Origin of the sequence: Arsukibacterium sp. MJ3 (genome assembly GCF_000987765.1) — a bacterium.
In the GTDB taxonomy this organism is placed as follows: Bacteria; Pseudomonadota; Gammaproteobacteria; order Enterobacterales; family Alteromonadaceae; genus Alishewanella.
In genome coordinates, this window is the sequence record NZ_LAHP01000020.1 from 1 (window position 1) to 11,410 (window position 11,410).

Consider the following 11,410-nt stretch of genomic DNA (forward strand, 5'->3'; position numbering starts at 1 on the left):
GATCCACTTGAGTCTATTTGGGATAGTATTGTGTTGCCGCTACTTCAAGGTGATGAAACCGTAACACCGGTGGGTATTTTTGATCACCTTTGCGAGTTTCACACCGACCTATTTAATCCGGGTTCACGGCGAACCCTAGAGCGTCGTATTCATAAATGGCGTGCATTACATGGGGCAAGCAAAGATGTGGTATTCCTTCAAACGCATGAATATGGCGTGTTGGGTATTACTGATTTTACGCATGTAAAGTCGCCAGTTACCATTGCTAACGAGTCGCTCAAACATATGCTATTTCATTACCGCATGTCTGCCAGTGGTTGGGCTTATGCCCAAGTGATTTACGGTGGTGAAAGCTTTGTAGCCTTCTCTGACGGTTTGCAAAACGCCTTTAAAGCAGCTGGCGGTGTTCCGAAAGAACTGCGTACAGACAGCCTTAGCGCCGCTTATCGCAATCATGCTAATGATGACGATTTAACTGAGCGCTTCAACGAGCTTGTAACTCATTATAGCTTTAAGGCCACCCGTAACAATCGCGGTGTTGCTCATGAGAACGGTGCCATTGAGAGCCCTCATGGGCATCTTAAATCGCAAGTGGAACAAGCTTTAAAAATCCGTGGTAGCCACGACTTTAAAACGAGAGAAGCATATGAGTCTTTTGTCGTTGACATTGTTGCGCGCCGTAATCGCCGTATAAGTGATAAATACTTAATCGAACAGCGACAATTACAAGCACTACCACGAGTGATGAGCGTCAATTACACCGAGCACTATCTTACCGTGCCGCGCACGAGTACTATCACTTTGAAGCGCGTTACCTATAGCGTAGCTTCTCGCCTTATCGGCAGCCGATTACTCGTTCGCTTATATGACAGCCGTTTAGCGCTATTTTATGGTACTAACTTTGTTCAAGAGTTAGCGCGCGTTTACGCGTCTAAAGGCTGCCGTGCACGCAATATTAGTTACTTGCATGTCATCATTGACGCGCTGGTTAAAAAGCCGCTGGCGTTCCGTAACTCACAGTTGCGTGATGACTTACTACCGAACGACAATTACAAGGCTATCTGGACATACGTTAACGAGAATCTTTTAGCGGATGACGCCAGTTATTACATGGTAAAACTACTGCATTTAGCCAAACAAAGTGGTTGTGAGCGTCAATTAGGACGTTTTGTGGCCGCGTCAATTACTCAGCGACAATTACCGGCCATCCGAGAGTGCGAAGAGCAGTTTTTGGTGATTGAACGAAACATGCCAAAAATGACGATAAAGCAGCACAGCTTGAGCTCTTACAGCAGCATGATACCTGGAGGCCTTCATGGATAACTTAACGGCCTCGTTACCTTTAATGCTCAAGCAATTAAGGCTTGGCACCATGGTTCAACAGTGGAATGCCCTTGGTAAAAAAGCGATAAAAGAGCAATGGAGTCCCCAGCAATATTTATCAGAGCTTTGTCATATTGAGCTTGCGACGCGCGATGATAAGCGTCTGCAACGGCTCTTGAAAGATGCGAAGTTGCCAGTGGGTAAAAGCCTTGGCAGCTTCGATTTTAACCTTGTTGAAGGTGTCAGCAAGCATCTTGTTGCAGACTTAATTAATCAACCCAGGTGGTTGAAATTAGGTGGAAACATACTGTTGTTCGGCGCCAGTGGTCTCGGTAAAACGCATATCGCCAGTAGCATCGGTTATGGCCTCGTCGAACAAGGCCATCACGTTAAGTTCATTGCTGCATCCGCTATCGTTCAACAGCTCCAGCAGGCTAAGCAACACTTGCGCTTGCAAGATGAACTTTTAAAGCTCGATAAATACAGCTTATTAATCGTTGATGACATTGGCTACGTTCGCAAAACTGAACAAGAAACTAGCGTGCTATTTGAACTGATTGCGCATCGTTATGAACGACACAGTATGATCATCACTTCGAACACGTCATTCGATCAATGGGATGAACTTTTTGATGGCTCAACGATGACTATAGCGGCTATCGACCGCTTGGTTCATCATGCAACCATTATTCATTGCGAAGGAGAAAGCTACCGACGCAAAGCAGCCCTTAGCAAGGGCAATTAAAATTCGGTATCAACCGGCCAAGATAATTGACGGAAAACCGGCCAGGATAATTGACGCTAGATAGATTCCAGTGAAAATTTAACGTTTGCACGGCGTTACTACGGTATGGTGGTTATTTTGCAGTTATGAACCATAGCTTAAAAAAGTATGTTGCTAACGTGAGGTGGCTTCTGAGTAAGATGGATTTTGACAGGAGTAATAGTGAAGCATTTTCTTTTAAATGGCACTTGCAAAATAGAATGGACTTACCATAATGGTAAGTGATAAGATTCTCAGCCGATTTAAAGACAGTCCACCAGAGGGCTGGGCGGATGCTAAAGATCGTACTATTAGCTGTGGACCACTTTACGAAGCTCAGGAGGTGGCTCTTCTTATTACTGAGAGTAATACTATACGGCCATCAACCCAAAAGTGTTCCAGAGATATTCAAGAGCTTGCGCTAGAAAATGACGACCTTGCCCAGTTGCTTACCAGAGCACTTAAAGCAGGACGTTATGTCAACTCGGTATGGTGTAGATTAAGTAGTAAGGCTATTGCAGCTTGTGATGCTTATGTAGTTTCAGACAAGGCATGGGTTGAAGCAGCAGGAAAGGAATTGGAATGCCAATATTACTTGAAGTTTGCAATTGGTTCGTCGGGTAAGCTTCTTTTGATGGTTTCGTGCCATCTTTCGCAATAGGAGAATAGACATGAGTAAACATCCAACGATGTGTGATCTGTGTCAGGAAGGAACCTTAGAAGTAAAACAAGGTTTGAATACTGTTACCTACAAAAATAATACACGGGGACTCGAAACGAGTTTTTGTGAGTGTGATGTTTGTGGTACTGAAATGGCTTTGCCTGAACAAACACGCGACAATAAGCGGCGAATGACTGCTTTCAAAAAAGAAATTGATGGTCTATTAACAGGCTTTGAAGTTCGCGCTCTTCGTGAGCGATTTGGGCTTACACAAGCTGAGGCGGCAAAAGTATTTGGTGGTGGTGTTGTTGCCTTTTCTAAATATGAAAATGATGATGTATCACAATCTGAAGCTATGGATAAACTAATGAGGTTAGCAGATCGCTTACCCGAGGTGTTGATGCAGTTGAAAAATGATGCTGGTCTAAATCCTCCATCAAATGTTATACAGCTTGCAAAATGGCAACTGTTTGTGAAAGATGCAGCGAATGAAGAAATAGTAGACGAAAACTTTCTGCAGGTCGCAGAAACTCAAGCAGTGTATAATGTTTCTACTTTTGAGAAAGCGCAGTGGGCGGAATGTCAGGAATGCTAAGCGCAGAATTGCAGGATTCTATTGATAGTTTGCGGATTAAAGATGTTTATATAGACAACATTAACGCTAATGTTTTTGATAGGTCACAGGACTTAGAGCAGTTAAAGCATAATATTCAATTGAAATTCGGCTTACATTCGTTTGAAATAAAAGACGATGGTGAGCATAAGCTTGTTTGCTTTAAATTTGATGCTGGTGTTCGTTGGGTTGCTGATGAAGATTCAACAGATGAAGAAAATGAAGCACTTGATAGAAAAAAAATACTTGCCCACATTGAGAGTGACTTGATAGCGTGCTATTCGATGAAAAAAGACCTGAGTTCTGATTCATTGAGGGCATTTGGTGAGAAGAACAGTGGTCTTCATGTATGGCCCTATTGGCGAGAACTTTTATCATCAAGCTGCGAGCGTTTACGATTACCCAAAATAATGCTGCCTATAACTCAGTTCCAAGTTAAACAAGAAGAACCTAAAAGTGATTAATCGGCAGTAGACAGCTTAAAATGAAACGTTCTGGGGTTTATTTGGGGGTTTTCTGGCAAGTGATTTTAATAGTATTCATTTATAAACAAAGCTTTAGCGAAATTATTCGAGTGACTCTCTCCCGCCAATTAAATGAAAAAGGCCCACGCCAAAAGCGTGGGCCTTTTTCATTTAATTGTCACTTTGACCAATACCAACTGGTTACGTTATAGCGATATAAGCCTGGCGCTGCCGTTGTCAGGGCGTTTACCCAGTGCTCTGAGCCTGGTGAGGAGGGGGCAAACAACACGCAGCGGTTGAATAACGGCGCAATATGAAGGGGGTTGTTATCCTTACCCATAAAAACCAGTTCACCGCCGTTAGTGTGCTGCCAGTCTTTATTTAAATACAACAGCATACATACCTCTCTGCCGGGTGAGTCATCCGCATGTTGATTAACAAAATCTCTGGCGCCTAAGCGAAAGTAATTGGTATTAATGTCGGGTTTAGCCACAGTAATATCGGTTAGCTGCACCTTGAAAATACGGGATAGCAAATACAAAAATTCATCGCCACGTAAAAACTGCAAAAACTGCAGGGCGATATTAGCGGGGTTGTCGGTGGCAATTAACGCAGAACGCTGCCAAACAGCTCGTTGTACAAAACGTTGCTTTTTGGGGGTTTTCAGCCATTTAGCATTATCAACATACAAAGCAGAATAGCTGTGTTGCTGCATTTGCCAGTAATGATCACGCTGTAACACGCCGATTACGTCGAGCAGCTTTTGGTTATTAAACAGATTATCAATAACGACATACCGGGGGGTGGCGCGTAATAACGCCTGTTGATAGGAACCTATTGCCGCATCGGTAACGTGCTTTGCATTTAGCCACATTAAAACAACTCACTCAGTATTGCCGCTTTGGCCAAACCCAATAGAAGTTAGCAGGAACTTTCCACGTTAATCAACTAGACTAAAACCAGTTGATTAGCTTTGCTACCTAAAACTAAAGCACCACATTTTTCGACGGTTATAATATCTTTAACATAGCCATAATCATAATCAAAAACCACCCTACTGGAGGGAAACATGGCCAATGAAGGTTATCACGAGCCAATTGCTGAGCTTACCGACGAAACACGGGATATGCACCGGGCTATTACCTCATTAATGGAAGAGCTTGAAGCGGTTGATTGGTATAATCAACGCGTTGACGCCTGCAAAGACGAAGAGTTAAAAGCCATTCTGGTGCATAACCGGGATGAGGAAAAAGAACACGCTGCCATGGTGCTGGAATGGATTAGACGAAAAGACCCTTTCTTGGACAAAAAATTAAAAGATTATTTGTTTATCGATAAACCTATTGCGCATAAATAACCCGCTAAGGCGAAGAATAGGTGTCAGCACGCCCTGGTTATTGTTTAACACCCGGGCAATATCCCGATTAAGGAGCCTTGTATGTTTGACGCTATTAAAAGCCCGTATTTGGTGCCGTTTGATCATACGTTTCAGTTAGAAACATCGCCAACATTACCGGCTGATTTAGCCAGCGATTTACTGAACAAGAAAGCCTGTAAAAAAGCCTTAAAAGCGGCGGTAAAAGAGATAGCTGAATTACAGCAAATTTTATATGCCAATGACTACCATTCGATATTGCTGGTATTTCAGGCCATGGATGCAGCAGGAAAAGACAGTACCATTCGCCATATACTCAGTGGCGTTAACCCGGCGGGCTGCCAGGTGTATTCGTTTAAACAACCCAGTAATGAAGAGTTAGAACACGATTTTTTATGGCGCTGCGTAAAGCAGTTACCAAAGCGCGGTCGCATAGGGGTGTTTAATCGCAGTTACTATGAAGACGTGTTAATAGTGCGGGTGCATCCCGACTTGTTAAATACCGCCCGACTAGGCCGATACCACAATATTACTACCTTGTGGGATGAGCGTTACCAATCGATTTTGGATCATGAGTTACATTTAGCACGTACCGGCACCGTGGTGTTAAAGTTTTGGTTGAATGTGTCTGAAGATGAGCAAAAGGCGCGTTTTTTATCCCGGTTGCAACGGCCAGAAAAAAACTGGAAGTTTTCTGAAGCTGATTTGGCTGAACGTGCGCTGTGGCCCAAGTATATGCAGGCCTATCAGGCAGCCATTAATGCTACCAGCAAGCCCTGGGCGCCTTGGTATGCTATTCCGGCTGATAATAAACCTTACATGCGAATGTGTGTGGCGCAACTTGTGGTTGCGGCATTAAAAAGCCTGAACCTTAATTACCCGCTGGTATCAAAACATGATGAAAAGCGGTTTAGCGTATTAGCACAAACGTTAACGCAGTAGCGCTTTGGCGGCGGCATTATAATTAACCGGATCTCGGTTAAGTTCGCTTCCGCTTTTACGCTGACTGCTGTTAAAATAGCCGCAGTGATAAAACATCGACCAACACCGCCAACCGGCGATATTGTATCCTTACTGTTCTTCGGAGAGTTAATGCGCACTGTAATAGCGTTATTGCTGGCTGTTTGGTTGCCAGGTGTGGCTGCAAAAGCCACCTCGGTGGTATTCACGGAAGGCTTTGAGCGAGGTGATAGTGAAATTTGGCGCCAGTTAGGTGATTGCCGTGCACTGCCCGCGGCCCCGCGCTCTGGTGAGCTGGCGCTGCACTGTACTGCCGGCAACAGTATTTTGTTTAGCAAAGAGGCCATTAGTGAAATGGGGGTACTGGAGCTTTGGGTTAAACCTGAAACCGCTGCCACCGCTTACCGTATTCAGGTGATGGTAGCCGATTTACCGTCGATTAATGCACTGTGGCAACCCGTTGCCCTTATTGAGCACAGTGGCGGCGATATCAGTTACCAGGCGCACCGACTATCTATTGATGATCCGGGTAAACGTTATTTACGCGTAGACATAGAAACCACAAATGGCGCCATTACGCTGGACGATCTGCAGGTTGAACGCATTTTACTGGCAACCGCATTACAAAAAAACGAGCAACGTATTGTTAGTGGTATTTTAGAAACTTTACGCCAGGATCAAAATATTCCGCTGCAAGCCGAGTCGTTCCGTACCCTTGGCGTTAACTATGCCGCACAACTGGATTTACAGCGGCAATACCTGGAATATGCTAATGCGCTGCATTCGGGTATTACCCTGGCGTTGGCGGGCTCTGAGCGCAACAAAATGGCCAACCCGATGGCCTATGCCAGTTTTCGCAGTATTATCAGTGATACCCGCCGGGTAAACACGCCATTACAGCAGGCCCGGTTAAACTCGATGTTAAAACCCTTTGGTGATTTAACGGCTGCTACGCTAAATGTGGTAAGTGGTGGCGTATATTCAGTATTTGCCGAACCGTTTAAATCCTTTTTGGCAGTTAGTTTTGATAAATCCAGCTACAGTGATGCCGGCTTAAGCCGGGCAGATCGGAAGTTTGCCGAGAAAAATGGCTTAAAAATATATCAGGATGCCGAGCGCTTTCTGGCCGAGTTGGAAAAAGAGTTACAGCAGGTGTCGGTATTGGATACCGATCTGGTTAACATTCAAAAAAATATCGACAGCTTTCGGCGTAATCTAGAGCAACAGCTACGTGACACCTTGCAGCATGCCAGTATGGTGAGCTCGCAGGAAACCATGAGCCGGGCCTTAAGTAAGGATGAAAAAGTTCGACAGCAGCTGATGCAAGACGTTGCCGGCAATATTAGCCTAAAAGCCAATAGCTATCTTAATGAACGTAACAATACCGAATTAGTACGTTTTGTGCTGAAAACCTCAGAGCAACTGGAACAAACCCAACGCTATAAAGATCAGTTTAATCAGATCACCTCAGCCATGCTAACGTATTATGATCGGTTTGAGCGCTCTATTAACGCCAGTCAAAACCCGTTTACTGAAGCCGCTGATAAGCAGTCTTGGCAAAACCACGCCCAAAAAGCCGCCAGCTATTTGCAGCAGTCAAAAGAATCGTTTAGTCGTGCTTATCTGTAAAGTGTTGGCTAACAATTAAGGCTAAGCCAGCCGCGCCACTTGCTTGCAGGTGGATTGCTGATTAGAATCGGCGCCACAGTAAAGCATAGAGGTTTAGACCAGGCATGAATAAAAGTATTATTACCAATGGCTTAGCGGCAATTGTGGTGTTAGCGGGTTGGTTTTTACAACAACCGTTGCTACTTAGTGTGGGTTTGTTTGCCTTATCAGGTGCCTTAACCAACTGGCTTGCAGTGCATATGTTGTTTGAAAAAGTGCCGTTTTTATACGGCTCTGGGGTTATTCCGGCGCGTTTTACCGAATTTAAAGCGGGCATTTACCAGCTGGTAATGACCCAGTTTTTCAGTAGTGACAATATCGACCGTTTTATAACCGCCAAACAGCAAAGCCAGTCCGGTAATAAAGGGCATCCGGTCTTCGATTTTCAGCCGGTAATCGCGAAAAGTGATTTATCGCCCGCCTTTGACTCATTACTCAACGTTGTCGAGCAGTCCTCTTTTGGTAGCATGCTCAGCATGTTTGGCGGCAGCGCAGCGTTACTGCCGTTAAAAGAGCCGTTTATTGCCAGCTTAAAGGACGCCTTAACCGAGGTATCGCGCAGTGAAGAGTTTAACCAGTTGGTATTGGCTCAGTTAGAGCAACCAGAACAAGTACAAAACGTGCGCAACCAGGTAGAAAATATTGTCGAGCAGCGGTTGGCAGAGCTAACCCCGCAGTTGGTTAAAGACATTATTCAGCAGATGATCCGTCAGCATTTGGGTTGGCTGGTGGTATGGGGCGGAGTATTTGGTGCTGTTATTGGTTTATTAGCGGCTTTTATTCTCTAGCCCATAAATAATGATGACAGCCAGGTTTATGCTGGGTTAGTGAGCGACAGCGTAAGCTTCTACCTGGCGCCATACCCGCAGTACGTTACCTGATAAAATCTTCTCAATATCCGCGTCACTGTAGCCCCGTTCCAGTAAACCGGCGATTAAGTTGGGGTAGCTGGCTACGTCTTTTAAACCAATAGGCAGTGAATCACCAACACCATCATAGTCTGAGCCTATGCCGACATAATCAATACCTACTAATTTCACGACATGATCAATATGATCCAGCACGGTATCTAAGGTGGCAAATGGGTAAGGCTGTGTTTGACGAAACGCCAGCTCAAAGGCATCATCGTCGGCGACACCGGCTTGTTTTGCCGCCGCTTTACGCAGCACACCATACTGGTTAGCCATGGCGGTAACAAAGGATGAACCAAAGTTTACCTGCATTACGCCACCGTTTTTTGCTGGTTAGCTGCAAGGGTTGTCTACGTTAGTGGCTTTCGCTTCGCTACTGCCTGGCCCGGCCGAATTATGCTATGCTGGCGCTATAATTTTAGTGGAGTGGCCTTAATGATAAGTCGTTTTTTGTTGTGTCTGGTATTGTGCTGTCTAATGATTTCTGCGTGGTCAACCTCGGCTGACACTATGGCTGCTAATGCGCTTTCTAGCACCGCTAATAGCCCTATAGATCTTGAAGCGACGATGAAAAAGATGGGGCTGGCATTAAAAAACGCCAGAGAAGCGGCCAGCCCTCAAGCGGCAAAGCCTTACCTCAGTGAATTAACTACGTTAGTTACGCGCGCTAAAACGGCTAGTTTCCCGGCAGATAAAGCGCAAAGCTATGTTGCAGGCCTCGATAAAGTATTACTAAGTTTGGCAAAAGCAGCAACGGCCGCCGATACCAACAACGAGCCACAATTAAAACTGGCACTGGCCGAAGTAGAAGATTTACGAAAACATTATCATAAACAGCGAAAAGTCAGTTTCTGGCAATTGTTGTTTGGGTAAGCCGGCTTTAGAGCAAGGCATGGCTTAACTTCTAGCTTAACTGTGGCTTTCCATTGCCAAAAACAGAATAGCAGCTGCAGTTAATTTAGCTTGCTGTAACAAAAAAAGAGCCAGCGTGTATAAACACTCTGGCTCTTTTTTTCATATGACTTTTTTAATCTAACCTTTTTTAATATGACCTAATGTAACCTGGCCGGTTTTAGTTCGTATTAGTGTAAAATTAACCGGCTAAACCAACATAAACGTTTTGCACGTCGTCATCGGCATCAATGGCATCTAAAAAGGCTTCAACCTCGGCTAACTGCTCTTCGTTTAAACTTACCGGGTTATTCGCCCGATACACCAATTTGGTTGTTAACACGTTATAGCCAAAATCGGGTAAGGCTTTAGCGACTAAATCTAAATCTGTTGCTTCGGTAAGAAACACCACCTCGTTCTCGTCACCGGTTTCAAAATCCTGGGCACCGGCTTCAATAGCGGCCAGCTCGACATCAGCCTCGGCGCTTAATGCTTCGGCTTCAATTTGCCCTAAGTGCTTAAAGTCCCAAGATACGGCGCCAGACGTGGCGAGCTGACCTTTACGAAATAACTGGCGGATACTTTGGGCACTGCGGTTTTTATTATCGGTTAAGCATTCAACAATAACGGGTACCTGATAGGGCGCGAAGCCCTCATAGGTTACCGATTCATAGTTTACTGGGCCATCTAGTAAGCCTGCGCCTTTTTTGATAGCCCGTTCCAGCGTTTCTCTGGGCATCGAGGCTTTTTTGGCCGTATCGATAGCCGAGCGCAATTTAAAATTCAGATCCGGATCGGCACCGTTTCGCGCGGCAACAGCAATTTCTTTTGCCAGTTTAGTAAAAATGCGGCCTTTGGCGTTGGCGGCGTCTTGTTTGTGTTTAACTTTCCATTGTGCGCCCATTGTTGCGCTCCTGTATTCATAACGATGAAAACGAACAGGGCGCTAGTCTAGCCAATTGCAGGCTTTTATAGCAAGCTTAAGCCAAATATTGTGCTATTGAATGTTTAACTACAGCTAAATATCAGCTTAACCTGAACTGAAATCAGCCAAAAGGCGTTTAAGCACTGCGTTAATTTAAGTAATCGTAAAATAGGTGAAGTAAACCATGCCACTAATGCCAATAAAAGCCGTTGTGTTTGATCTTGATGGAACCTTGGTCGATTCCCGACTGGATTTTAGCGCCATTTGCCAGGATATTGGCTGGCCAGAGGGTACGCCACTGCTGGAAAAACTGACTACGGTAGAGTGTGTAATTGAAAAAAATCGGGTAGAGCAAATCATCCGCCAGCATGAATTAGCCGGTGCTGAGGCTGCCAGCTGGATCCCGGGAGTACTCGACAGTTTGCAACAGTTACAACAACAAGGCTGGCCGCTGGCGATATTAACCCGCAATATGCGCGCCGCGACCGATTTAGTGATGACGCGTTTAAATATTCCGATTAGCCTGGTACTTACCCGTGAAGATTGTGCTGCCAAGCCTGATCCGGCCGGCTTACACTTAATTGCCCGCCAACTGCAGTTATCCAGTGCAGAGATATTATATGTTGGCGACTATGTATTCGACTTGCAGGTAGCCGCCAATGCCGGGAGTCAATCTTGCCTGTACCTGAATGGCAGCAATCAACATTTTGCCGCGCAGGCCGATCATTGTATTCATCACTTTAATCAGTTACCGGAACTGGTCAGTAAACTGGGGGCGGGGCGTTAATACCCCTCTAACCCAGTGCAAAAGCGCAGTGGCGGTTAATGCGCACACTTTTTCGGGCATTTAGTTGCT

Annotated in this window: 13 protein-coding genes and 1 pseudogene; 11 read left to right on the forward strand and 3 right to left on the reverse strand. The window is 45.1% G+C overall.

Annotated elements, in window-relative coordinates:
- From istA to VT06_RS13605, 5 genes are all read left to right on the forward strand, one after another.
- A partial coding sequence (istA, locus tag VT06_RS13585) for an IS21 family transposase (protein WP_046554870.1) occupies window positions 1–1,323 on the forward strand: 1,323 nt, incomplete at its 5' end.
- Complete coding sequence (gene istB, locus VT06_RS13590; RefSeq protein ID WP_046554871.1) at window positions 1,316–2,068, forward strand: IS21-like element helper ATPase IstB; 753 nt, start codon at window positions 1,316–1,318, stop codon at window positions 2,066–2,068. The genes istA and istB, both read left to right, overlap by 8 nt.
- 253 nt (window positions 2,069–2,321) lie before the next feature.
- Window positions 2,322–2,747 (forward strand): hypothetical protein, encoded by a 426-nt coding sequence (locus tag VT06_RS18475; protein ID WP_046554872.1) that lies wholly within the window; start codon window positions 2,322–2,324, stop codon window positions 2,745–2,747.
- A gap of 10 nt (window positions 2,748–2,757) precedes the next feature.
- Window positions 2,758–3,342, forward strand: a complete 585-nt coding sequence (locus VT06_RS13600; RefSeq protein WP_052750279.1) for a type II toxin-antitoxin system MqsA family antitoxin — start codon at window positions 2,758–2,760, stop codon at window positions 3,340–3,342.
- Entirely contained in the window at window positions 3,336–3,824 is a 489-nt protein-coding gene (locus VT06_RS13605; RefSeq protein WP_052750280.1) for a hypothetical protein, read from the forward strand. The genes VT06_RS13600 and VT06_RS13605 overlap by 7 nt, the downstream gene beginning before the upstream one ends.
- A gap of 178 nt (window positions 3,825–4,002) precedes the next feature.
- Here the strand turns inward: VT06_RS13605 and VT06_RS13610 are convergent, their stop codons facing one another.
- The gene (locus VT06_RS13610) at window positions 4,003–4,698 is read right to left on the reverse strand and encodes a 2OG-Fe(II) oxygenase (RefSeq protein WP_046554874.1); all 696 of its coding nucleotides are present in this window, start codon (window positions 4,696–4,698) and stop codon (window positions 4,003–4,005) included.
- A 195-nt stretch (window positions 4,699–4,893) separates the two neighbouring features.
- Between VT06_RS13610 and VT06_RS13615 the strand changes: the two genes are divergently transcribed.
- The 4 genes from VT06_RS13615 (at window position 4,894) to VT06_RS13630 (ending at window position 8,615) form a co-directional block, all read left to right on the forward strand.
- Window positions 4,894–5,181, forward strand: coding sequence for an encapsulin-associated ferritin-like protein (locus VT06_RS13615; protein WP_046554875.1), 288 nt, complete (start codon window positions 4,894–4,896; stop codon window positions 5,179–5,181).
- A gap of 81 nt (window positions 5,182–5,262) precedes the next feature.
- Window positions 5,263–6,141: a PPK2 family polyphosphate kinase gene (locus VT06_RS13620; protein WP_046554876.1), complete on the forward strand. Its 879-nt coding sequence runs from the start codon at window positions 5,263–5,265 to the stop codon at window positions 6,139–6,141.
- A 150-nt stretch (window positions 6,142–6,291) separates the two neighbouring features.
- Window positions 6,292–7,788 (forward strand): hypothetical protein, encoded by a 1,497-nt coding sequence (locus VT06_RS13625; RefSeq protein ID WP_046554877.1) that lies wholly within the window; start codon window positions 6,292–6,294, stop codon window positions 7,786–7,788.
- Between the two features lie 104 nt (window positions 7,789–7,892).
- On the forward strand, window positions 7,893–8,615 hold the full coding sequence (locus VT06_RS13630) for a hypothetical protein (protein WP_046554878.1): 723 nt from the start codon (window positions 7,893–7,895) through the stop codon (window positions 8,613–8,615).
- A gap of 36 nt (window positions 8,616–8,651) precedes the next feature.
- Here VT06_RS13630 and VT06_RS13635 read toward each other — a convergent pair.
- Window positions 8,652–9,056, reverse strand: a pseudogene (locus VT06_RS13635) (membrane dipeptidase); the annotation flags it as partial.
- A 117-nt stretch (window positions 9,057–9,173) separates the two neighbouring features.
- Between VT06_RS13635 and VT06_RS13640 the strand changes: the two are divergent.
- Window positions 9,174–9,611, forward strand: a complete 438-nt coding sequence (locus VT06_RS13640; protein ID WP_082122540.1) for a cytochrome b562 — start codon at window positions 9,174–9,176, stop codon at window positions 9,609–9,611.
- 220 nt (window positions 9,612–9,831) lie between these two features.
- Here the strand turns inward: VT06_RS13640 and VT06_RS13645 are convergent, their stop codons facing one another.
- Window positions 9,832–10,533, reverse strand: coding sequence for a YebC/PmpR family DNA-binding transcriptional regulator (locus VT06_RS13645; protein ID WP_046554879.1), 702 nt, complete (start codon window positions 10,531–10,533; stop codon window positions 9,832–9,834).
- A 205-nt stretch (window positions 10,534–10,738) separates the two neighbouring features.
- On the opposite strand from VT06_RS13645, the gene VT06_RS13650 reads away from it, so the two are divergent.
- A complete protein-coding gene (locus VT06_RS13650; RefSeq protein WP_046554880.1) occupies window positions 10,739–11,341 on the forward strand; it encodes an HAD family hydrolase in 603 nt (200 codons plus the stop codon).
- Window positions 11,342–11,410 lie beyond the last annotated feature (69 nt).

Bases quoted from the DNA above. Each gene is read 5' to 3' on its own strand.
- VT06_RS13630 (WP_046554878.1), top strand. From the start codon at position 7,893: ATGAATAAAAGTATTATTACCAATGGCTTAGCGGCAATTGTGGTGTTA.
- VT06_RS13640 (WP_082122540.1), top strand. From the start codon at position 9,174: ATGATAAGTCGTTTTTTGTTGTGTCTGGTATTGTGCTGTCTAATGATT.
- VT06_RS13605 (WP_052750280.1), top strand. From the start codon at position 3,336: ATGCTAAGCGCAGAATTGCAGGATTCTATTGATAGTTTGCGGATTAAA.
- VT06_RS13600 (WP_052750279.1), top strand. From the start codon at position 2,758: ATGAGTAAACATCCAACGATGTGTGATCTGTGTCAGGAAGGAACCTTA.
- VT06_RS13645 (WP_046554879.1), bottom strand. From the start codon at position 10,533: ATGGGCGCACAATGGAAAGTTAAACACAAACAAGACGCCGCCAACGCC.
- VT06_RS18475 (WP_046554872.1), top strand. From the start codon at position 2,322: ATGGTAAGTGATAAGATTCTCAGCCGATTTAAAGACAGTCCACCAGAG.
- VT06_RS13615 (WP_046554875.1), top strand. From the start codon at position 4,894: ATGGCCAATGAAGGTTATCACGAGCCAATTGCTGAGCTTACCGACGAA.
- istB (WP_046554871.1), top strand. From the start codon at position 1,316: ATGGATAACTTAACGGCCTCGTTACCTTTAATGCTCAAGCAATTAAGG.
- VT06_RS13650 (WP_046554880.1), top strand. From the start codon at position 10,739: ATGCCACTAATGCCAATAAAAGCCGTTGTGTTTGATCTTGATGGAACC.
- VT06_RS13620 (WP_046554876.1), top strand. From the start codon at position 5,263: ATGTTTGACGCTATTAAAAGCCCGTATTTGGTGCCGTTTGATCATACG.
- VT06_RS13625 (WP_046554877.1), top strand. From the start codon at position 6,292: ATGCGCACTGTAATAGCGTTATTGCTGGCTGTTTGGTTGCCAGGTGTG.
- VT06_RS13610 (WP_046554874.1), bottom strand. From the start codon at position 4,698: ATGTGGCTAAATGCAAAGCACGTTACCGATGCGGCAATAGGTTCCTAT.